This is a genomic window from Bacillus cereus group sp. MYBK15-3, assembly GCF_051916765.1.
GTDB classification, from domain to species: domain Bacteria; phylum Bacillota; class Bacilli; order Bacillales; family Bacillaceae_G; genus Bacillus_A; species Bacillus_A cereus.
In genome coordinates, this window is the sequence record NZ_JBQAHG010000009.1 from 160,373 (window position 1) to 183,447 (window position 23,075).

Consider the following 23,075-nt stretch of genomic DNA (forward strand, 5'->3'; position numbering starts at 1 on the left):
TCATACGCTATTATTCACCAACATATGGTAAAAGTGCCATTTGACGAGCACGTTTAATTGCAACTGTAAGTTTGCGTTGGTATTTCGCGCTTGTTCCTGTTACACGACGAGGTAAAATTTTACCACGCTCAGAAACGAAACGTTTTAATAAATCAACATCTTTATAGTCAATGCGAGTGATGCCGTTAGCTGTGAAGAAACACACCTTACGACGTTTCGCACGTCCACCTTTGCGTCCTGCCATGTCTATTTCCCTCCATTCTTTGTTAAAACTAACAAATTTACTGTATTAGAACGGTAAATCGTCGTCGGAAATGTCGATCGGTTGACCTACATTTGAAAATGGATCGTCATTCTTCGTAAATCCAGAGTTACCTTGGTTACCTGAATTACTAGATTGACCAAATGGGTTAGAGCCTTGGTTACCGAAACCAGCTCCTGATGGTTGCTGATTAAATGAACCACGTTGCTCCCCACCGCCATTACGCGGCTCTAAAAATTGCACGCTTTCCGCAAGAACTTCTGTTACGTATACACGTTTACCATCTTGTCCCTCGTAATTACGAGTTTGAAGACGTCCATCTACGCCTGCTAAGCTACCTTTTTTCAAATAATTTGCTACGTTTTCTGCTTGTTTACGCCATATTACACAATTAATAAAGTCAGCTTCACGCTCACCTTGTTGATTGGCAAATGCGCGATTCACAGCTAACGTAAAAGTAGCTACTGCAACACCATTGGGCGTGTAACGTAAGTCAGGGTCCTTAGTTAAACGACCAACGAGGATAACACGATTCATCAATCGAACCACTCTCCCTTATATATCAATTATTTTTCTTCTTCTTTAACAACGATATGACGAAGGATGTCTTCGTTGATCTTAGCTAAACGGTCGAATTCGTTAATCGCTTCTGCGTTAGATTTCACGTTTAAGATCATGTAGAAACCTTCACGTAAGTCGTTGATTTCGTAAGCTAAACGACGCTTACCCCACTCTTTCGTGTTAATGATTTCTGCACCATTGTTTGTTAAAACACCTGCAAAACGTTCAACTAAAGCTTTTTGAGCTTCTTCTTCAACGCCAGGACGAATGATGTACATAATTTCGTACTTTCTCATTACACTTTCACCTCCTTTTGGTCTAAACGGCCCGTAATGGGCAAGGAGCAATTAATTTATAGTAATTACTCACGAGTTTAGATTATATCATAGTAAGTTATATGAATCAACTCACCAATACATAAAAAACTTGGCAAACATATAATATATTTGCCAAGCTCATATCTTTATTTTTCCTAGGAAATATTAAATTAAACGTTAAAACGGAAGTGCATAACATCTCCGTCTTTTACGATATATTCTTTTCCTTCTAAACGTACTTTTCCAGCTTCTTTTGCAGCTGTCATAGAACCGTTTGTCATTAAGTCATCGTAAGAAACTGTTTCTGCACGAATAAATCCACGCTCAAAGTCTGTATGAATAACACCAGCACATTGTGGTGCCTTCATTCCTTGTTTAAATGTCCAAGCACGTACTTCTTGAACGCCAGCTGTAAAGTAAGTAGCAAGTCCTAATAGATCATATGCTGCACGAATTAATTGATCTAAACCAGACTCTTCAATTCCTAATTCTTCAAGGAATACTTTTTTCTCTTCTTCGTCTAATTCAGCGATTTCTGATTCGATTTTTGCACATACAACGATAACTTGAGAATTTTCATTTGCTGCAAATTCTTTTACCATTTGTACGTATTTATTTTCCGAAGGATCGATAACATCGTCTTCACTTACATTCGCTACGTATAACATTTCTTTTGTTGTAAGTAAATGAAGGCCTTTAACAATCTTCATCTGCTCTTCTGTAAATTCAACAGTACGAGCTGGTTTTCCCTCTTCAAAAGCTTCTTTTAAACGAACTAAAATTTCATGCTCATATACTGCTTCTTTATCTTTTTGTCTTGCTAATTTCGCAACACGCTCGATACGCTTATCAACAGACTCTAAGTCCGCTAAAATTAGCTCTAAATTGATTGTTTCAATATCATCAATTGGATCTACTTTCCCTGAAACGTGCGTAATATTTTCGTCTTCAAAACAACGAACAACTTGGCAAATTGCATCTACTTGACGAATGTGAGATAAGAATTTATTTCCTAAACCTTCACCTTTACTAGCACCTTTTACGATACCTGCAATATCAGTAAACTCGAATACAGTCGGAACAGTCTTTTTCGGTTCTACTAGTTCCGTTAATTTATTTAAACGCTCATCTGGTACTTCTACAATCCCTACGTTTGGATCAATTGTACAGAATGGATAGTTCGCAGATTCTGCTCCTGCTTGTGTAATTGCATTAAATAAAGTGGACTTCCCTACGTTAGGTAATCCAACAATCCCAGCCGTTAATCCCATATTTTTCACTCCTATGTCTCAATCTTTCATCATTATAGATAGTAACGAAAAAAATGACAAGTTTCCGCCAAACGAAAAAAAGTAACAGTTACCTACTGTAACTGTTACTCTCCCTCTATTCTTCGTGCTTCACAAGTATTTTTTTCACCTTACGATCAAACTCTCTTCGAGGAATCATTACTGAATGGTCACACCCCTCGCACTTAATGCGGATATCCATTCCCATACGAATAATTTTCCAACGATTCTCGCCACATGGATGGGCTTTCTTCATTTCCACAACATCATACAAGTTATATTCCTTTTGCTCCACTCTCCAAACTCCTCTCCATACTAAATTGCTTTTCCACTAACTAATTCTTCACGATTATATAAAACCATACGCGGATATGGAATTTCAATTCCATGTAAATCAAGACGATTTTTAATCTCTTTACGAAGTGCCCTTGCAATAACTGCATGTTGCATCGGTTCTACTTCAGCAATAACACGTAATATAACTTCTGATGCAGCTAATGTTTGCACACCTAATAATTGAGGCGTTGTTACCATTTTTTCGTACTTTGAAGGTAATTCTACTAATAAATCTTCAATAACCTGCTCTGCTTTCGCAATATCAGCCTCATATGAAATAGATACATCAACAAACGCTACACTATTACTAACTGAGTAGTTAGTAACTTGAATAATACTTCCATTTGGTAAAGTATGAATTTCACCTGTCCAACTCTTTACTTTCGTTGTACGAAGTCCAATTTCTAAAACGACTCCTTCAAATTGACCGATTTTAACATAATCGCCAACTGAAAACTGATCTTCTAACAAAATAAATAAACCTGTAATAACGTCTTTCACTAAACTTTGAGCACCAAATCCGACTGCTAAACCAATTACCCCAGCACCCGCTAATAAACCTGATGCATTAATATCAAACACACCTAAAATCGCAATTAGCATAATGAACATAACAACGTACGCTACAATATTTTCAAGTAATTTTGCTACTGTAACTGTACGACGTTCTGAAATTTGAATTGGAGAACGACTTCCCATGCGAAACGCATTTCGTACAACCGCTCTTGCAATTCGCACAACAACCGCACCAATTGTTAAAATAATACATATTTTTAATGTCGCAACTCCAATATGAGCCCAACGATCAGCATCTAATAAATACTGTTTCATAGAATTAAACCACTTCGCTAATAAATCCATGTACCTCTACCTCTCTAGCTAAAATTTCTTTTTAGTTACCCTTATTATTGTATCAGAAGTCCCCTAATTGCTGAAAAAATTTTATGATTTTAATCCTATTTTATCCCCGACATCCAGGTATAAAATGGAACGAATATATATATACTAGTACTATTATTTCCGTTTTCGTTCACATTTTGCAAAAATTACGCACTTATAACTTTCCATTTTCCTCACCATATAACATATATTGAAAATTTATTAAAAGGATGGGTGCTTCATGAATATTGGAAGTTTTCGCTTACCATTTTTTGAGAAAGAAACTCAAAACGTTATGCACCAAGATCTAGAAGCCTCCGAGATAATCAGTAATTTCTTACTTACCCATATTCCTATTAAAACTAATATACCACTCATTCTCGTTTGTATCGGCACAGATCGCTCTACAGGTGACGCACTCGGCCCATTAGTTGGTACAAAACTTGAACAAATAGACATCCAAAACCTCCAAGTATTCGGTACACTAGATGAGCCAGTACATGCGCTAAATTTAGAAGAGAAAATTCAGAATATACAGAAAGAATATCCTACTGCATTTATAATTGCTGTTGATGCATGTTTAGGAAAGTCCCAAAATATCGGATCAATCACTACTGGAAAGGGACCTAGTAAACCTGGAGCTGCCATGAATAAGAAATTACCTGCAGTTGGTGATTTGCACATACACGGTATCGTCAATCTAAATGGGTTTATGGAGTTTTTCGTTCTTCAAAATACAAGATTAAGTTTAGTCATGAAAATGGCTGATGTAATCGCACAAAGTATAAAAGAGACGGATCAAAAATTATCCGCATTAAAAAAAGCAAACCATCTATAAATAATAAGATGGTTTGCTTTTTAATTTTTCTGTGCTAATAGTTCTAAAATACGATTTAAATCTTCTTTATTAAAAAATTCAATTTCGATTTTACCTTTTTCTTTTTTCGTCTCTTTAATTTTCACATCTGTGCCAAACTTTTCTCTTAAGAACGTTTCACGTTCTACGAAAAATATATTTCGCTCTTTTTTCACTTTTTTTGTTTCACGTGAAACGTGTTGATTAATCTCTTGGACGATTTTCTCTAATTGACGAACATTTAATCCTTCTTTTTCAATGCGTTTCAATAAGGACTTCAATTGTTCTTCATCTTTTATCGTAAGTAAAGTTCTCCCATGCGCCATTGAAAGTTGACCATTTGCAATCATATCTTGTACGAAAGAAGGTAGGCTTAATAACCTAGTATAATTTGCAATGTAAGGTCTGCTTTTACCAAGACGTTTCGCTAATTGTTCTTGCGTTACATTTAGCTCATTCATTAACATCTGGTATGCCATTGCCTCTTCCATAGGATTTAAATCTTCTCGTTGTAAGTTTTCTAACAAAGCAAATTCCATCATTTGCTGTTCAGTTAATTGTCTTACAACCGCAGGTACTTTTTCTAAACCAGCCTCTTTTGCAGCACGAAATCGTCTTTCACCTGCAACAATTTCATATCCTTTAATACTCTTCCTAGCAATTAATGGTTGTAGAATACCGTGTTCCTTAATCGAAATTGCTAATTCCTGAATCGCCTCTTTATTAAAGTGTTTACGCGGTTGATATGGATTCGGCCTTAATTCAGTTACAAGAATCTCCTGAATTGTTTCCTCTTCTTTCACATCTAAATCAGGAAAAAACACATTAATTCCTCTTCCTAATCCTTTAGCCACCTGCAATCACTTCCTCTGCTAAATCTATATATACTTCTGCTCCTCTTGATTTAGCGTCATACTGCATAATAGGTTTCCCATGACTTGGAGCCTCGCTCAAGCGTACATTACGCGGAATAATCGAGCGATATACTTTATCCCTAAAATACTTTTTCACTTCATCTATAACTTGGATCCCTAAATTTGTACGGGCATCCAACATTGTTAACAATACACCTTGAATTGCTAAATTTTTATTTAAATGTTTTTGTACAAGTCGAACTGTATTTAATAGCTGACTTAACCCTTCTAGTGCGTAATATTCACACTGTACAGGAATAATAACAGAATCTGCTGCTGTTAATGCATTAATCGTTAATAACCCTAAAGATGGGGGACAGTCGATAATAATATAGTCATATTCATCACGAACTGGCTGTAATGCTCTTTGCAAACGTACTTCCCGGGAAATAGTCGGTACCAATTCAATTTCAGCACCAGCCAATTGAATTGTAGCGGGTAGAACATCTAAGTTTTCAGTTGCGGTTTTCTGTATAACCCCTTGAACATCTGCATCTTCCACAAGAACGTTGTAAATACATTGATCTAATTCAGATTTTTCAATTCCCACACCAGTCGTTGCATTTCCTTGAGCATCAATATCTACAAGAAGGACTTTTTTACCTACTTGCGCCAATCCAGCCCCTAAATTAACAGATGTTGTTGTTTTTCCAACACCGCCTTTTTGATTAGCAATAGCAATGATTTTTCCCATGATGTCACCTACTTTCAACCTTTCTATCTTATTCTAGTAACAATTACGTTTATTGTAACATGAAATAAAACTTTTTCTTTTACGTCCTTTATTAAACTTCAAAATTTATTTCTAAACTCCTTCTTCATTTAACAAGAAAATATAGTAAAAGAGACCTCTCCAATAGGATAAGGTCTCTAGCACGTCATTATTATTTTTTCTTTGGAATTTTAATTGTAATTTGATAGTACTCATCAAATTCTTCTTCCTCAGAATTAACATTCAAACCACTTTCAGTAACCATTTGTAAAGATTGTCTAATTGTATTCATAGCAATCCTCGTATCTCGACTTACTGCTTTTTGCTTTGCCTTACGCTTCGGTTTCGCTTCCTCTAGTAACTTCGCAATTCGTTCTTCTGTTTGCTTTACATTTAGTTGTTTCTCCACAATTTCCTGTAAAACTTTCAGTTGTAATTCCTCATTTTTTAAAGGAATGAGAGCGCGGGCATGACGTTCTGTAATGCTTTTTTCTAATAATGCACTTTTTATTTCTTCAGGCAACTTTAACAATCGCAACTTATTTGCGATTGTAGATTGTCCTTTTCCAAGTCGTTGTGCCAATGCTTCTTGTGTTAAATTATGTAACTCAATCAGCTTTTGATATGCCACAGCTTCCTCGATTGCCGTTAGTTCCTCACGTTGCAAGTTTTCAATTAAAGCTACAGAAGCTGTCTCTGTATCATTTAAGTTCTTTATAATTGCAGGAACCTTTTCCCAACCTAACTTTGTTGCCGCGCGAAAACGTCGTTCTCCAGCAATAATCTCGTACTTATCATCCTCATATTGCCTTACAACAATCGGCTGAATAAGTCCATGTGTACGAATTGTTAATGCTAGCTCATCAATACGCGCATCATCAAAAACTGTTCTTGGTTGATAACGGTTAGGGGTAATATTTACTATCGGAATTTCTTGTATTTCTTCATATACCTTTTTATCTATCTCTTCATGGCTTTCGTCTTGTAATTCGAATTCGCTCTCTTTATCTCCAAAGCCAAATAAACGAGAAAACGTATTTTTCATACATATTCCACCACCTTTTAGGCCTATTGACTATTCTCCATAAAATGTTTCCTATGAAACATTTACGTTTTCATTTATATAATTTAATCTTACGTCTAATAAGATTTATTTTTCAATAGGTAATTTATTGGGTGTTCCCGGTTTGCGTGGATATTTCTTTGGTGTCTTGCGCTTTTTCTCGATTAATAAAATATTACGTTCACTCTCTTCAAACGGTAATTGGAACGTAGACATCTCTTTTAACTCTCCGCCTAGCACCTCTAAAGCATACTTGCCATTTTCAATTTCTTCGTTTGCTGCTGCACCTTTCATTGCAATGAATGTTCCTCCAACTTTTACAAGCGGTAAACATAGCTCACTTAATACAGAAAGACGCGCAACTGCACGTGCCATTACAATATCGTATGATTCACGTACACCTTCTTTTTTCCCAAACGTTTCAGCACGATCGTGACAAAATGCAACATCACTTAATTCTAACTTTTGTGCTAAGTGATTTAAGAAATTAATACGTTTTTGCAACGAATCTACAATTGTTACTTTTAAATGCGGGAAACAAATTTTTAAAGGAATACTTGGGAATCCAGCCCCTGCACCAACATCGCAAATTGAGAATGGTTTTGAAAAATCATAATAAAAAGCAGCTGTAATGGAATCAAAAAAGTGTTTTAAATATACTTCTTCTTTTTCTGTAATAGCCGTTAAGTTCATTTTTTCATTCCACTCTACTAATGTTTCAAAGTAGATTTTGAACTGCTCTAACTGTCTAGAAGAGAGGGTGATTCCCTTCTCTTCTAGCATAGATTGAAATTGTTCTATGTTCATCTAGCAATATCTCCTTACTATTTATTGGTTCGATACGCGTGCAATTTTTCCTTGTTCTATATACACAAGTAAAATGGAAATATCCGCTGGATTTACGCCAGAAATACGTGAAGCCTGCCCCATTGAAAGTGGACGAACATCTTTCAATTTCTGTCTAGCTTCTGAAGCAATGCTAGAAATCGCATCATAATCAATATCTACAGGGATTTTTTTATTCTCCATTTTCTTCATACGCTCTACTTGCTGTAAAGATTTTTCAATATATCCTTCATACTTAATCTGAATTTCAACTTGTTCTTTAACTTCATCACTTAATTCTACTTCACTTGGTACTAAAAGATGAATATGCTCATATGTCATCTCTGGACGACGTAATAAGTCACTTGCACGTATTCCATCTTTCAATTCACTTCCGCCAATATTGCGAATTAATTCTTGAACTTCAGGACGTGGTTTAATAATAATGCTGCTTAAACGTTCCTTTTCCTGTTCAATTTGTAATTTTTTATTTGTAAATCGCTCATAGCGCTCTTCTTTAATTAATCCAATTTTACGACCAACTTCAGTTAAACGAAGATCAGCATTATCGTGGCGTAATAATAGACGGTATTCTGCACGAGACGTTAATAAACGATATGGTTCATTTGTACCTTTCGTTACAAGATCATCAATTAAGACGCCAATATAAGCATCCTCGCGACCTAAAACAACTTCTTCTTTACCTAAAGAACGGCATGCTGCATTAATTCCAGCCATAAGCCCTTGTCCGGCCGCCTCTTCGTAACCAGAAGTTCCATTAATTTGTCCTGCTGTATATAAATTTTTAATCTTTTTCGTTTCAAGTGTTGGCCATAGTTGTGTTGGCACAATTGCATCATATTCAATTGCATAACCTGTACGCATCATTTCAACATTTTCTAGGCCTGGAATTGTTCTAAGCATGTCACGTTGTACATCTTCTGGCAAGCTTGTGGATAAACCTTGTACATATACTTCTTGTGTATTACGCCCTTCTGGCTCTAAGAAAATTTGATGACGTGGTTTATCATTAAATCTTACTACTTTGTCTTCAATAGAAGGACAGTATCTAGGACCTGTTCCTTTAATCATACCAGAATACATAGCTGAACGATGTAAATTTTCATCTATTAAACGGTGTGTTTCTGTACTTGTATATGTCAACCAACATGGAATTTGATCCATAATAAATTTCGTTGTTTCAAAAGAGAATGCACGTGGCTTATCATCACCTGGTTGAATTTCTGTTTTACTGTAGTCAATTGTATTACTGTTTACACGAGGAGGTGTCCCTGTTTTAAATCTCACAAGATCAAATCCAAGCTCCTCTAAATGCTCAGATAATGTAATAGACGGTTGCTGATTATTTGGACCACTTGAATATTTTAAGTCGCCCATGATAATCTCGCCGCGTAAAAATGTTCCAGTTGTAATTACAACTGTCTTTGCTGTATATTCTGCACCAGCTTGTGTAACTACCCCTTTACATACACCTTCTTCAACGATTAAACGCTCTACCATTCCTTGGAACAACGTTAAGTTTGGTGTTTCTTCAATTGTTTTCTTTAATTCATGTTGGTAAGAGAATTTATCAGCTTGCGCTCGAAGTGCACGTACGGCTGGTCCCTTACCTGTATTTAGCATACGCATTTGAATATGAGTTTTATCAATATTACGTCCCATTTCTCCGCCTAATGCATCAATTTCACGAACAACAATCCCTTTTGCTGGTCCACCAACAGAAGGGTTACATGGCATGAATGCTACCATATCCAAGTTAATTGTTAACATTAATGTTTTTGAGCCCATTCGTGCTGCCGCAAGACCAGCTTCACATCCTGCATGACCTGCACCGATTACTATGACATCGTATGAACCGGCATTGTATCCCATTGTTTATTCCTCCTAATAATCTCTATCTTTCTACAACTTCACTATATTATTTTCCTAAACAAAATTGAGAGAACAACTGGTCAATTAAGCTTTCATGCACTGTGTCCCCAGTAATTTCACCAAGTATTTCCCACGTTCTTGTTAAATCAATTTGTACCATATCAATTGGTACACCATTTTCAATCGCCTCAACTGCATCACCGATTGTTTTTCCTGCTTGTGTTAATAATCCAATATGTCTCGCATTAGAAACATATGTCATATCTGCAGAATCGATTGTTCCTTCAAAGAATAAATCAGCTATTGCCTTTTCGAGTTCATCTATTCCTTGTTCTTCAATTAAGGATGTTGTAATAACACGATTTCCCGCGGCTAACTCTGTAACACGTTCCATATCAATCGCTTGCGGTAAATCAGTCTTATTCACAATAACAATAAATTCTTTTCCTTGTACCGCACGGAATAGATCTTCATCCTCATTTGTTAAAGCCTCGCTATAGTTAACAACAACTAATACTAAATCCGCTTGGCTCATCATTTCTTTTGAACGTTCCACACCAATTCGTTCAACAACATCTTCTGTCTCCCGAATACCGGCTGTATCTATAAGTTTAAGAGGTACACCACGCACGTTAACGTACTCTTCAATAACATCACGAGTTGTTCCTGCAATATCAGTTACAATTGCCTTTTTCTCCTGAACAAGACTATTTAATAACGATGATTTCCCAACGTTAGGTCTACCGATAATTGCCGTAGCAATACCTTCACGTAAAATTTTCCCTTGTTTTGATGTTTCTAATATTTTTTCGATTTCCGAACGAACATGCGTCGCTTTCTCAATTAAAATATTATGTGTCATCTCTTCTACATCATCGTATTCTGGATAATCTATATTTACCTCAACATGAGCTAATGTTTCTAATATTTCTTGACGCAAAAGACCAATTAATTTAGATAATCGCCCTTCCATTTGATTAATTGCTACATTCATCGCACGATCTGTTTTTGCTCGAATCAAATCCATAACAGCTTCTGCTTGTGATAAATCGATACGTCCATTTAAAAAAGCACGTTTTGTAAATTCGCCCGGTTCTGCCAATCGTACTCCTTGTGCTAGAATAAGTTGCAATACTTTATTTACTGAAACAAGTCCACCGTGACAGTTAATTTCCACTATATTTTCACGTGTAAAAGTCCTTGGTGCGCGCATAATAGACACCATAACTTCTTCAATAACTTGATTTGTATCTAAATCAACAATATGACCATAATGAATAGTGTGAGAAGGAACCTCTGTTAAATCCTTCCCCTTAAAAATACGATTAACTTTCTCAACCGCATCATCCCCACTTACTCGAACAATGGCAATTGCACCCTCTCCAAGCGCTGTGGAAATCGCAGCAATTGTATCAAATTCCATGTCCTTTCACCTCACTTGCTTATTTATCTCTATTTCAACATGATTATTTCTTTCACTAAATTATTAGGATACCATAACGAACCTATCTACAAAAGAAGAATAACTCATTTTATTATATCCCCATGTAAAAAACACTAAACTTATTCACAGTGGATAAGTTTAGTGTTTTTTAGTTATCCACATCTATTTTCCGCTCAAAAAAACCGGCACTCATTTGAGCAACCGGTCATTTAGGAGATATTACAACATGCCGATGTGGTTCATTTCCTTCAGAAGTTGTATTGATACCTTGATGATTTGATAATGCCTGATGAATAATCTTTCGTTCAAAAGATGGCATCGGTTCTAAAATAACTCTTTTTTTCGTATTAAATACTTGTTTCGCTAATCGATAGGAAAGTGATTCTAACGTACTTTTTCTTTTACTACGATAATTTTCAGCATCTAGTGTAATACCGATATACTGCTTCGTGTTACGATTCGCGACAAGTTTTGTTAAATACTGTAAAGAGTTCAATGTATTACCTCTTTTCCCAATTAAAACACCTACATTATCACCAGAAATTGTAAATTCAATTTCGCGTCCTTTTACAATTTTACTAATCTCAACTTCCACACCCATATCGTGAATAACATTTCTTAAATATTCTTCACATTCTTGAATTGGATCTTTCTTCAATACAACTTCTACTACTGCAGGACGATTCCCAAATAAACCTAAGAATCCTCTTTTACCCTCATCGACAATATTTATATCTACTCGATCTTTTGATGTATTTAATTGCCTTAAAGCATCCTCTACTGCCAGCTCGACTGTTTGTCCTTTAGCAGTAATTACACTCACTTGCTTGAGCCTCCAGCTTTGCTAGCCTTAATTTCTGGCCCTTTGATAAAGTACATTTGAGCAATACCAAAGATATTACCAACAACCCAGTAAAGTGATAATGCGGCTGGGAAGTTAATTGCAAAGATTAAAATCATAATCGGCATAAGCCAAAGCATCATTGCCATTTGCGGATTTTGACCAGCTGTTCCTGCCATTGCAAGCTTTTGCTGAATAAATGTCGTAATTGCTGCAACGACCGGTAAGATATAGAACGGGTCTGCATGTCCTAAATCGAACCATAAGAAACTATGTTGTTTAATTTCAGCTGTTCTCATAATTGCATGATAAAAAGCGAACAGAATTGGCATTTGAATAAAGATTGGTAAACAACCAGCTAATGGATTTACACCATTTTTTTGATATAACTGCATCATTTCTTGCTGCAGTTTTTGCTGTGTCGCTTGATCTTTAGAGCTATATTTCTCTTTTAACTTCACCATTTCCGGTTGTAACGCTTGCATCGCTTTCGTACTCTTCGTTTGTTTAATCATTAGTGGTAATAATGCAAAACGAATGATAAGAGTTGTAATAACAATTGCTAAACCGTAATTACTGTTAAATAAGTCGGCAAAATACGTGATTAACTGAGAAAGCGGATATACGAAATATTCATTCCAAATCCCAGTACTTTTCGATGTAATCGGCTGACCCGTTTCACTACAACCGGTGGCAATCGCCATTAATGCAACGACCATGGCTAGTAAACCTAATTTCTTTTTCAAAGCCTACTCCTCCTTGTATCGGTATGTATATAGTGTAATTCATTTCCTTACGCTACCTTTTTATTCTTTTCATACCAGAGCGTTTAAAGACATGAATTAAGCTTTTCTTTACTTCTTCATATGTCATCTCTGCACAAGGCTTCCTTGCTATTATAACAAAATCCTTCCCAGAATCTATCTCATCTTTTAACTCTGTAATAGCCTGACGGACCATGCGCTTAATTCGATTACGAACTACTGCATTTCCAATTTTCTTGCTAACAGAAAGGCCGATGCGAAAGTTTGGCTGTTCTTCTTTATCTAATTGGTATACAACAAACTGACGATTCGCATTTGATTTTCCTTTTTGAAAAACCGCCTGGAATTCATCATTCTTCTTTATACGATGTTTTTTCTTCATATCAATTGACACTCCTGTATTTCATCAGCGGAAATTCACTATTATTAGAAAAAAAGACCACTGAACGATCAGTGGTCTACGCAGATAATACTTTTCTTCCTTTACGACGACGAGCTGCTAGCACTTTACGTCCGTTCGCTGTGCTCATACGGCTGCGGAAACCATGTACTTTGCTGCGCTTACGTTTATTTGGTTGGTAAGTTCTTTTCATTATATGACACCTCCCTGAGGAATATCTGTTAAAGACAGTCCTATAAATTATAGTTAATCAACTAGGAAAATGTCAATGGTTCTAGAAATTTTCATCAAATATTCATTTTGAACCTATTCACATACTTTTACACAGCACCTATATTTCCTTGTGGATAAATGTTTTTTCACGTTTTTTATATCCACAAACTTTTTTCGCACTTTTACACAGTATATCGTGTTGTGGACAAGTTTATTCCACAAGGTATTGATTTTGTGGATAACTTTCTTAAATTCATTGCTATAGCCACTTTTTTTTGATATTATAGTTGTGTTTTCACTTTGAATAAGTTTTCCACACCTTTATTTTATCCACAGTTTGTGTATAACATGTGGACAGTTTTAATCACATGTGGGTAAATAGTTGTCCACATTTGCTTTTTTTGTCGAAAACCCTATCTCATATACAAACGACGTTTTTAGGTTTTAAAATACGTTTCGTATAAATATACATTTTATATTTATTGGGTTGTACATTTGTTGCGCAACCTTATTCTTTTACCATCTTAGTAAAGGAGGGACACCTTTGGAAAATATCTCTGATTTATGGAATAGTGCCTTAAAAGAATTAGAAAAAAAGGTAAGCAAGCCTAGTTATGAGACATGGTTAAAATCAACAACGGCTCATAACTTGAAGAAAGACGTATTAACGATTACAGCTCCAAATGAATTTGCTCGTGACTGGCTAGAATCTCATTACTCCGAACTAATTTCAGAAACACTATACGATTTAACAGGGGCAAAATTAGCAATTCGCTTTATTATTCCCCAAAGTCAAGCTGAAGAGGATATTGATCTGCCTCCAGTTAAGCCGAATCCAGCACAAGATGATTCAGCTCATTTACCACAGAGCATGTTAAATCCAAAATATACATTTGATACATTTGTTATCGGCTCTGGTAACCGTTTTGCCCATGCAGCTTCATTAGCTGTAGCCGAGGCGCCAGCTAAAGCGTATAACCCACTCTTTATTTACGGGGGAGTTGGGCTTGGAAAGACGCATTTAATGCACGCAATTGGTCATTATGTAATTGAACATAATCCAAATGCAAAAGTTGTATATTTATCATCAGAAAAATTTACAAATGAATTTATTAACTCTATTCGTGATAATAAGGCTGTTGATTTTCGTAATAAATATCGCAACGTAGATGTTTTATTGATAGATGATATTCAATTTCTTGCTGGAAAAGAACAAACTCAAGAAGAGTTTTTCCATACATTTAATGCATTACACGAAGAAAGTAAACAAATTGTAATTTCTAGTGATCGACCACCAAAAGAAATTCCGACTTTAGAAGATCGTCTTCGTTCCCGCTTTGAATGGGGGCTTATTACAGATATTACGCCGCCAGATTTAGAGACACGAATTGCGATTTTACGCAAAAAAGCAAAAGCTGAAGGGCTTGATATACCAAATGAAGTTATGCTTTATATCGCAAATCAAATTGATTCAAATATTCGTGAATTAGAAGGTGCACTTATCCGAGTTGTAGCTTATTCATCTTTAATTAATAAAGATATTAATGCTGATTTAGCAGCTGAAGCACTTAAAGATATTATTCCAAATTCTAAGCCAAAAATTATCTCTATTTATGATATTCAAAAAGCTGTCGGGGATGTTTATCAAGTGAAATTAGAAGATTTTAAAGCGAAAAAACGTACCAAATCAGTTGCGTTTCCTCGCCAAATTGCAATGTATTTATCGCGCGAGCTTACAGATTCCTCTTTACCAAAAATAGGTGAAGAATTTGGTGGACGTGATCATACAACAGTTATCCATGCCCATGAAAAAATCTCTAAACTACTAAAAACCGATACGCAATTACAAAAGCAAGTTGAAGAAATTAATGGTATTTTAAAGTAGTAGCTGAATAGTGTGAATAACTTACCTTGTTTTACGCACAGTCTATCCACATGTAGATAGACTGTTTTTACATCCTTTATAGGGGTTATCCACATATCCACAAGCCCTATTACTATTACTACTATTTTTTTATCTTTATTAATTAAATAAAATCTTATACTTACCGGAGGTTTTTCTTTATGCGTTTTACAATACAAAAAGACTATCTTGTAAGAGGTGTACAAGATGTAATGAAGGCAGTTTCTTCTCGTACAACAATCCCCATCCTTACGGGAATTAAAGTTGTAGCTACTGAAGAAGGGGTTACATTAACAGGAAGCGATGCTGATATTTCTATTGAATCGTTTATTCCAGTCGAAGAAGATGGAAAAGAAATCGTAGAAATTGCTCAATCAGGAAGCATTGTTTTACAGGCAAAATATTTTAGTGAGATTGTAAAAAAACTACCTAAAGACACTGTCGAAATTTCTGTAGAAAATCATTTTATGACAAAAATAAAATCTGGAAAATCAGAGTTTAACTTAAATGGTTTAGATTCTGCAGAATATCCGTTATTGCCACAGATTGAAGAACATCATGTATTTAAGATACCAACAGATTTACTTAAGCATATGATCAGACAAACTGTATTTGCAGTTTCTACTTCTGAAACAAGACCGATCTTGACAGGTGTAAACTGGAAGGTATATAACAGCGAGTTAACTTGTATTGCAACAGATAGTCATAGACTGGCACTTCGAAAAGCAAAAATTGAAGGACATAACATTGCAGATGAATTCCAAGCTAATGTTGTTATTCCAGGTAAGAGCTTAAATGAATTAAGTAAAATTTTAGATGAGTCTGAAGAAATGGTAGATATCGTTATTACGGAGTATCAAGTATTATTCCGTACAAAACATTTATTATTCTTCTCAAGATTGTTAGAAGGAAATTATCCTGATACGACACGTTTAATTCCAGCAGAGAGTAAAACGGATATTTTTGTAAATACAAAAGAATTCCTACAAGCAATTGATCGTGCTTCACTATTAGCAAGAGATGGCCGCAATAACGTTGTTAAATTATCAACTTTAGAGCAAGAAATGCTAGAGATTTCTTCGAATTCACCAGAAATCGGAAAAGTTGTCGAAGAAGTACAATGCGAAAAAGTAGATGGAGAAGAGTTAAAAATATCTTTTAGTGCAAAATATATGATGGATGCATTAAAAGCTTTGGATAGTACAGAGATTAAAGTTAGCTTTACTGGGGCAATGAGACCGTTCTTAATTCGTACAGTAAATGATGATTCAATTATTCAATTAATTTTACCGGTTCGTACTTACTAGGTAAGGAATAAGGGTTGCTAGTTTAAAGATGCTAGTGGCCCTTATTTGATTTTTGGGTATTACTTTCCTAATGCTAGTTTATTTAGTACAATGAAAGAATGAACACTTTCAGAAAGTGAGCGATTTTATGAAACGTATTAAAATTTCAACAGAGTATATTACACTAGGACAATTTTTAAAGTTAGCTGATGTAATTGATACAGGTGGCGCTGTAAAATGGTTTTTACAAGAATATGAAGTGTACGTGAACAACGAACTTGAAAATAGAAGAGGTCGCAAACTATATGCGAATGATGTTATTGAAATTCCAGGAAGCGGAACTTTCCAAGTTCAGGCATAAAGGGGGAGCCCTTTGTTTATTTCAGAAATACAATTAAAAAACTATCGCAATTATGAAAAATTAGAGCTTTCCTTTGAAGATAAGGTAAATGTAATTATCGGCGAAAATGCACAAGGGAAAACAAATTTGATGGAAGCTATTTATGTTTTAGCGATGGCGAAATCTCATAGAACCTCTAATGATCGCGAACTTATCCGCTGGGATGAAGATTTTGGTCAAATAAAGGGGAAATTACAAAAAAGAAACAGTTCTTTGTCTTTGGAATTAAATATTTCGAAAAAAGGTAAAAAGGCAAAATTAAATCAACTTGAACAACAAAAGTTAAGTCAATATATTGGCGTGATGAACGTTGTCATGTTTGCCCCAGAAGATTTAAATCTTGTAAAAGGAAGCCCTCAAGTAAGAAGACGCTTTTTAGATATGGAATTAGGACAAATAGCTCCTGTATATTTGTATGAATTAAGTCAATATCAAAAGGTGCTCACGCAACGAAATCACTTGTTGAAAAAAATGCAAGGGAATAGTAAGAATGAGGAAACGATGTTGGATGTATTTACACTTCAACTAATTGAGCATGGTGCGAAAATACTGCAAAAACGTTTTGAATTTTTGCATTTGCTACAGGAATGGGCAGCTCCAATTCATCGAGGTATAAGCCGTGGATTAGAAGAGTTAGAAATTGTCTATAAACCAAGTGTAGATGTATCAGAATCAATGGATTTGTCGAAAATAAAAGAAGTATACTATGAAAGTTTTCAATCTGTGAAACAACGTGAAATTTTCCGTGGTACGACTTTAATTGGTCCTCATCGTGACGATTTACAATTCTTCGTTAATAGTAAAAATGTTCAAGTCTTTGGTTCGCAAGGACAACAACGAACGACCGCACTATCCCTAAAATTAGCTGAAATTGAATTGATTTATTCAGAGGTTAAAGAATATCCAATCCTTTTGTTGGATGATGTTTTATCAGAATTAGATGATTATCGTCAATCACATCTTTTAAATACAATTCAAGGAAAAGTGCAAACATTTGTTACAACGACGAGTGTCGACGGAATTGAACACGAAACATTAAAAGAAGCGAAAACAATTCATGTAACGAACGGCACTGTAGATTGTGAAATAGATAGGGAATAACCCCTGTTTAAATGGAAAAGTAGGTGATCTTTGTGTCAATGGAACAAAAGCAAATGCAAGAAAATGCATATGATGAAAGTCAGATACAGGTGCTTGAAGGACTAGAGGCAGTTCGGAAACGCCCTGGTATGTATATTGGATCTACAAGTGGAAAAGGGCTTCACCATCTTGTGTGGGAAATCGTAGATAATAGTATTGATGAAGCACTTGCAGGTTATTGTGATGAAATTAATGTTAGTATCGAAGAAGATAATAGTATTCGTGTAACGGATAATGGGCGTGGTATTCCGGTTGGTATACAAGAAAAAATGGGACGTCCAGCTGTAGAAGTTATTATGACTGTTCTCCACGCCGGTGGTAAATTTGGCGGTGGCGGTTATAAAGTTTCTGGTGGTTTACATGGTGTTGGGGCATCGGTTGTAAATGCTCTATCAACAGAATTAGAAGTATTTGTACATCGTGAAGGTAAAATCCATTACCAAAAATACGAAAGAGGTATTCCGGTTGCGGATTTAAAAGTCATTGGTGACACAGATCAAACAGGAACAATAACTCGATTTAAACCAGATCCAGAAATTTTCCAAGAAACAACAGTATACGATTTTGATACGCTAGCAACTCGTATGCGTGAATTAGCGTTTTTAAATCGTAATATTAAATTAACAATTGAAGATAAACGTGAACATAAGCAAAAGAAAGAATTCCATTACGAAGGTGGAATTAAATCATACGTTGAGCATTTAAATCGCTCAAAACAACCGATTCATGAAGAGCCTGTGTACGTAGAAGGTTCAAAAGATGGTATTCAGGTTGAGGTTTCTCTTCAATATAACGAGGGATACACAAATAATATTTACTCATTTACGAATAACATCCATACGTATGAAGGTGGTACACATGAGGTAGGTTTTAAAACAGCTTTAACTCGTGTAATCAACGACTATGGTCGTAAAAATAGCATTTTAAAAGATGCGGACAGTAATTTAACTGGTGAGGATGTTCGTGAAGGTTTAACAGCAATTGTATCAATCAAGCATCCAAATCCACAATTTGAAGGACAAACGAAGACAAAACTTGGGAATAGTGAAGCGAGAACAATTACAGAGTCTGTATTCTCAGAGGCGTTTGAAAAGTTCTTACTAGAAAATCCTAATGTAGCGCGAAAAATTGTAGAAAAAGGTACGATGGCTGCACGTGCACGTGTAGCTGCGAAAAAAGCGCGTGAATTGACACGTCGAAAGAGTGCGTTAGAAGTTTCAAGTTTACCTGGTAAATTAGCTGATTGCTCTTCGAAAGATCCAGCAATTAGTGAAATTTACATCGTAGAGGGTGACTCTGCGGGTGGATCTGCAAAACAAGGACGCGATCGTCATTTCCAAGCAATTTTACCGCTGAAGGGTAAAATTATTAATGTGGAAAAGGCACGCTTAGATAAGATTTTATCAAATGATGAAGTTCGTACAATTATTACGGCGATTGGTACAAATATTGGTGGAGACTTCGATATTGAAAAAGCACGCTATCATAAGGTTATTATTATGACCGATGCCGATGTTGATGGTGCACATATTCGTACCCTATTATTAACGTTCTTCTATCGTTATATGCGTCAAATAATTGAGTGTGGTTATATCTATATTGCACAGCCGCCGTTGTTTAAAATACAACAAGGTAAAAAAATTCAATATGCTTACAACGATAAGGAACTTGAAAAAATCTTAGCAGAATTACCGGCCCAACCTAAGCCAGGGATTCAGCGTTATAAAGGTCTAGGGGAAATGAATCCAACTCAGCTATGGGAGACGACAATGGACCCAGAAGTACGTTCATTACTTCAAGTTTCCCTTCAAGATGCAATTGAAGCAGACGAAACATTTGAAATTTTAATGGGAGATAAAGTAGAGCCACGTCGTAACTTTATCCAAGAGAATGCAAAATACGTGAAGAACCTTGATATTTAAATGAGTAATGACAGGAATCTAAGTATTCCTGTCTTCTACATATAAATCAATGTATGTGTAACGGAAATGTAAGAGGAGGTGCTCGTTGATGTCAGACAATCAACAACAAGCACGAATTCGAGAAATTAATATTAGTCATGAAATGCGTACCTCATTTTTAGATTACGCAATGAGTGTTATCGTATCTCGTGCATTACCAGATGTTCGTGATGGATTAAAACCTGTGCATCGTAGGGTTTTATATGCGATGAATGATTTAGGAATTACAGCTGATAAAGCGTATAAGAAATCAGCACGTATTGTCGGTGAAGTAATCGGTAAGTATCACCCTCATGGTGATTCAGCCGTTTATGAAACAATGGTACGTATGGCGCAAGATTTTAGTCAACGTTATATGCTTGTAGATGGGCATGGTAACTTCGGTTCTGTAGATGGAGATTCAGCAGCGGCAATGCGTTATACAGAGGCAAGAATGTCTAAGATTTCTATGGAATTAATACGTGATATTTCAAAAAATACAATTGATTATCAAGATAACTATGATGGTTCCGAAAGAGAACCGATAGTACTACCAGCGCGTTTCCCTAATTTATTAGTAAACGGTACAACAGGTATTGCTGTTGGTATGGCAACAAATATACCGCCGCATCAGCTTGGCGAAGTAATTGATGGTGTGCTGGCATTAAGTCATAATCCTGATATTACTATCGCGGAATTAATGGAATATATTCCCGGTCCAGACTTTCCGACGGCAGGTTTAATTTTAGGAAGAAGTGGAATTCGAAGAGCTTATGAAACAGGTCGCGGTTCCATTATGCTTCGTGCTAAGGTTGAAATTGAAGAGAAGTCAAACGGTAAACAATCTATTATCGTAACTGAACTACCTTATCAAGTTAATAAGGCACGATTAATTGAAAAAATCGCAGAATTAGTTCGCGATAAGAAAATTGAAGGTATTACAGATTTACGTGATGAATCAGATCGTAATGGTATGCGTATTGTCATGGAAGTACGTCGTGATGCTAATGCAAACGTACTATTAAACAATCTATATAAACATACAGCGCTTCAAACAAGTTTCGGTATTAATATGTTGTCTCTTGTAAATGGGGAGCCACAAGTACTAAATTTAAAACAAAATCTATATCATTATTTAGAGCATCAGAAGGTAGTAATTCGTAGACGTACTGCTTATGAATTAGAAAAAGCAGAAGCACGTGCTCATATTTTAGAAGGATTACGAATTGCTTTAGATCATCTTGATGAAGTTATTACGTTAATTCGTAGTTCAAAAACGGCAGATATTGCCAAGCAAGGCTTAATGGAACGTTTTGGTTTAAGTGAGAAACAAGCGCAAGCGATTTTAGATATGCGTCTGCAACGCTTAACTGGATTAGAACGTGAAAAAATTGAGCAAGAATATCAAGACTTAATGAAGTTAATTGCTGAATTAAAAGCGATTTTAGCAGATGAAGAAAAAGTTCTTGAGATTATTCGTGAAGAATTAACAGAAGTAAAAGAGCGTTTCAATGATAAGAGACGAACAGAAATTACAATTGGCGGTATGGAATTTATTGAAGATGAAGATTTAATTCCTGAACAAAACATTGCGATTACGTTAACTCATAACGGTTATATTAAGAGGTTACCAGCTTCTACGTACAAAACACAGAACCGTGGGGGACGTGGTGTGCAAGGAATGGGTACGAATGATGATGACTTTGTTGAACATTTATTAACAACGTCTACTCATGATCATATTTTATTCTTTACAAACAAGGGTAAAGTATACCGTACGAAAGGATATGAAATTCCAGAGTATAGTCGTACTGCAAAAGGACTACCAATTATTAACCTATTAGGGGTAGATAAGGGTGAGTGGATTAACGCTATTATTCCGATTCGCGAATTTGGTGACGATCAGTTCTTATTCTTTACGACAAAACAAGGGGTTTCTAAGAGAACGCCACTTTCATCATTTGCAAATATACGTACAAATGGTTTAATTGCAATTTCTCTTCGTGAAGAGGATGAGGTAATATCTGTACGTTTAACATCGGGTGATAAGGATATTATTGTCGGGACAAGTAACGGTATGCTAATTCGTTTCAATGAACAAGATGTTCGTTCTATGGGACGTAATGCTGCAGGTGTTAAAGCTATTACGTTGGGCGATGAAGACCAAGTTGTAGGTATGGAAATTGTCGAAGAGGATGTAAATGTTCTAATTGTAACGAAAAATGGTTACGGAAAGCGTACACCGATTGATGAATACCGTCTGCAAAGCCGCGGTGGTAAAGGTCTGAAAACTTGTAACATTACAGATAAGAACGGTAAATTAGTAGCTGTTAAATCTGTTACAGGTGAAGAAGATATTATGTTAATTACAGCGGCAGGCGTTATTATTCGTATGCCAGTTGATCAAATCTCTCAAATGGGACGTAATACACAAGGTGTTCGTCTAATTCGATTAGAGGAAGACCAAGAGGTAGCGACGGTAGCAAAAGCACAAAAAGATGAAGAGGAAGAAACGAGTGAAGAGGTTTCTTCAGAAGAATAAGAGAGGGGATTTTCCCTCTCTTTATTTTTTTATAATAATACTTGCATAGGGAAGAGAAAGCCTATATAATAGGCAGAGTCAGCAAATGAGAGATACAATTTATCGAAAAAACTTGTTGACGAAAATAATATACTATGATATATTATAAAAGTCGCTGAAACGCGATATTGAACTTTGAAAACTAAACGAAACAAACAACGTGAAACGTCAATTTTTATTTTAGATGCTAGACAAACTAACTTTATTGGAGAGTTTGATCCTGGCTCAGGATGAACGCTGGCGGCGTGCCTAATAC

At 35.7% G+C, this 23,075-nt stretch carries 23 protein-coding genes; 7 read left to right on the forward strand and 16 right to left on the reverse strand.

Annotation, left to right across the window (positions count from 1 at the left end):
• Positions 1 to 10 precede the first annotated feature (10 nt).
• The 6 genes from rpsR to ACTFR8_RS27415 all read right to left on the reverse strand — a co-directional run bounded on the left by rpsR (position 11) and on the right by ACTFR8_RS27415 (position 3,626).
• Positions 11 to 244 carry a 30S ribosomal protein S18 gene (rpsR, locus tag ACTFR8_RS27390; RefSeq protein WP_000918873.1) on the reverse strand — a complete coding sequence of 78 codons (234 nt, stop codon included), beginning with the start codon at positions 242 to 244 and terminating at the stop codon, positions 11 to 13.
• 45 nt (positions 245 to 289) lie between these two features.
• Positions 290 to 802, reverse strand: coding sequence for a single-stranded DNA-binding protein (ssb, locus tag ACTFR8_RS27395; RefSeq protein WP_000981966.1), 513 nt, complete (start codon positions 800 to 802; stop codon positions 290 to 292).
• A 26-nt stretch (positions 803 to 828) separates the two neighbouring features.
• Complete coding sequence (gene rpsF / locus ACTFR8_RS27400) at positions 829 to 1,119, reverse strand: 30S ribosomal protein S6 (RefSeq protein WP_001233778.1); 291 nt, start codon at positions 1,117 to 1,119, stop codon at positions 829 to 831.
• 191 nt (positions 1,120 to 1,310) lie between these two features.
• Complete coding sequence (gene ychF / locus ACTFR8_RS27405) at positions 1,311 to 2,411, reverse strand: redox-regulated ATPase YchF (RefSeq protein ID WP_000524667.1); 1,101 nt, start codon at positions 2,409 to 2,411, stop codon at positions 1,311 to 1,313.
• A 115-nt stretch (positions 2,412 to 2,526) separates the two neighbouring features.
• Complete coding sequence (locus tag ACTFR8_RS27410; protein ID WP_000435485.1) at positions 2,527 to 2,724, reverse strand: DUF951 domain-containing protein; 198 nt, start codon at positions 2,722 to 2,724, stop codon at positions 2,527 to 2,529.
• A gap of 20 nt (positions 2,725 to 2,744) precedes the next feature.
• A complete protein-coding gene (locus ACTFR8_RS27415) occupies positions 2,745 to 3,626 on the reverse strand; it encodes a mechanosensitive ion channel family protein (RefSeq protein ID WP_000364814.1) in 882 nt (293 codons plus the stop codon).
• A 259-nt stretch (positions 3,627 to 3,885) separates the two neighbouring features.
• Between ACTFR8_RS27415 and yyaC the strand changes: the two genes are divergently transcribed.
• Complete coding sequence (gene yyaC, locus ACTFR8_RS27420; RefSeq protein WP_001020715.1) at positions 3,886 to 4,482, forward strand: spore protease YyaC; 597 nt, start codon at positions 3,886 to 3,888, stop codon at positions 4,480 to 4,482.
• A 20-nt stretch (positions 4,483 to 4,502) separates the two neighbouring features.
• Here yyaC and spo0J read toward each other — a convergent pair whose 3' ends face one another.
• The 10 genes from spo0J to rpmH form a co-directional block, all read right to left on the reverse strand.
• Positions 4,503 to 5,354 (reverse strand): stage 0 sporulation protein Spo0J, encoded by an 852-nt coding sequence (gene spo0J / locus ACTFR8_RS27425; RefSeq protein ID WP_001051832.1) that lies wholly within the window; start codon positions 5,352 to 5,354, stop codon positions 4,503 to 4,505.
• The gene (gene soj / locus ACTFR8_RS27430; RefSeq protein WP_000516114.1) at positions 5,347 to 6,108 is read right to left on the reverse strand and encodes a sporulation initiation inhibitor protein Soj; all 762 of its coding nucleotides are present in this window, start codon (positions 6,106 to 6,108) and stop codon (positions 5,347 to 5,349) included. The genes spo0J and soj overlap by 8 nt, the downstream gene beginning before the upstream one ends.
• Before the next feature lie 190 nt (positions 6,109 to 6,298).
• On the reverse strand, positions 6,299 to 7,171 hold the full coding sequence (gene noc / locus ACTFR8_RS27435; protein ID WP_000799016.1) for a nucleoid occlusion protein: 873 nt from the start codon (positions 7,169 to 7,171) through the stop codon (positions 6,299 to 6,301).
• A 105-nt stretch (positions 7,172 to 7,276) separates the two neighbouring features.
• A complete protein-coding gene (gene rsmG / locus ACTFR8_RS27440; protein WP_001019628.1) occupies positions 7,277 to 7,996 on the reverse strand; it encodes a 16S rRNA (guanine(527)-N(7))-methyltransferase RsmG in 720 nt (239 codons plus the stop codon).
• 21 nt (positions 7,997 to 8,017) lie between these two features.
• Positions 8,018 to 9,907 carry a tRNA uridine-5-carboxymethylaminomethyl(34) synthesis enzyme MnmG gene (gene mnmG / locus ACTFR8_RS27445; RefSeq protein ID WP_000541055.1) on the reverse strand — a complete coding sequence of 630 codons (1,890 nt, stop codon included), beginning with the start codon at positions 9,905 to 9,907 and terminating at the stop codon, positions 8,018 to 8,020.
• Positions 9,908 to 9,953: 46 nt separating this feature from the next.
• A complete protein-coding gene (gene mnmE / locus ACTFR8_RS27450; protein ID WP_000393770.1) occupies positions 9,954 to 11,330 on the reverse strand; it encodes a tRNA uridine-5-carboxymethylaminomethyl(34) synthesis GTPase MnmE in 1,377 nt (458 codons plus the stop codon).
• A gap of 226 nt (positions 11,331 to 11,556) precedes the next feature.
• The gene (gene jag / locus ACTFR8_RS27455) at positions 11,557 to 12,174 is read right to left on the reverse strand and encodes an RNA-binding cell elongation regulator Jag/EloR (protein WP_000111516.1); all 618 of its coding nucleotides are present in this window, start codon (positions 12,172 to 12,174) and stop codon (positions 11,557 to 11,559) included.
• On the reverse strand, positions 12,171 to 12,938 hold the full coding sequence (gene spoIIIJ, locus ACTFR8_RS27460; protein WP_000727737.1) for a YidC family membrane integrase SpoIIIJ: 768 nt from the start codon (positions 12,936 to 12,938) through the stop codon (positions 12,171 to 12,173). The genes jag and spoIIIJ overlap by 4 nt, the downstream gene beginning before the upstream one ends.
• A gap of 52 nt (positions 12,939 to 12,990) precedes the next feature.
• Positions 12,991 to 13,338 carry a ribonuclease P protein component gene (gene rnpA, locus ACTFR8_RS27465; protein ID WP_000726622.1) on the reverse strand — a complete coding sequence of 116 codons (348 nt, stop codon included), beginning with the start codon at positions 13,336 to 13,338 and terminating at the stop codon, positions 12,991 to 12,993.
• A 76-nt stretch (positions 13,339 to 13,414) separates the two neighbouring features.
• Positions 13,415 to 13,549, reverse strand: a complete 135-nt coding sequence (rpmH, locus tag ACTFR8_RS27470; RefSeq protein ID WP_000831901.1) for a 50S ribosomal protein L34 — start codon at positions 13,547 to 13,549, stop codon at positions 13,415 to 13,417.
• A 564-nt stretch (positions 13,550 to 14,113) separates the two neighbouring features.
• Here rpmH and dnaA point away from each other — a divergent pair.
• The 6 genes from dnaA to gyrA all read left to right on the forward strand — a co-directional run bounded on the left by dnaA (position 14,114) and on the right by gyrA (position 22,780).
• Positions 14,114 to 15,454 carry a chromosomal replication initiator protein DnaA gene (gene dnaA, locus ACTFR8_RS27475; RefSeq protein ID WP_000428017.1) on the forward strand — a complete coding sequence of 447 codons (1,341 nt, stop codon included), beginning with the start codon at positions 14,114 to 14,116 and terminating at the stop codon, positions 15,452 to 15,454.
• Positions 15,455 to 15,633: 179 nt separating this feature from the next.
• Positions 15,634 to 16,779, forward strand: coding sequence for a DNA polymerase III subunit beta (dnaN, locus tag ACTFR8_RS27480; RefSeq protein WP_001212884.1), 1,146 nt, complete (start codon positions 15,634 to 15,636; stop codon positions 16,777 to 16,779).
• Between the two features lie 127 nt (positions 16,780 to 16,906).
• Entirely contained in the window at positions 16,907 to 17,119 is a 213-nt protein-coding gene (yaaA, locus tag ACTFR8_RS27485; RefSeq protein ID WP_000821364.1) for a S4 domain-containing protein YaaA, read from the forward strand.
• 12 nt (positions 17,120 to 17,131) lie between these two features.
• Positions 17,132 to 18,259 (forward strand): DNA replication/repair protein RecF, encoded by a 1,128-nt coding sequence (gene recF / locus ACTFR8_RS27490; protein ID WP_000470745.1) that lies wholly within the window; start codon positions 17,132 to 17,134, stop codon positions 18,257 to 18,259.
• A gap of 38 nt (positions 18,260 to 18,297) precedes the next feature.
• Positions 18,298 to 20,220, forward strand: a complete 1,923-nt coding sequence (gene gyrB / locus ACTFR8_RS27495) for a DNA topoisomerase (ATP-hydrolyzing) subunit B (protein ID WP_000435982.1) — start codon at positions 18,298 to 18,300, stop codon at positions 20,218 to 20,220.
• 88 nt (positions 20,221 to 20,308) lie between these two features.
• The gene (gene gyrA / locus ACTFR8_RS27500; protein WP_001282864.1) at positions 20,309 to 22,780 is read left to right on the forward strand and encodes a DNA gyrase subunit A; all 2,472 of its coding nucleotides are present in this window, start codon (positions 20,309 to 20,311) and stop codon (positions 22,778 to 22,780) included.
• The last annotated feature ends 295 nt before the right edge of the window (positions 22,781 to 23,075 follow it).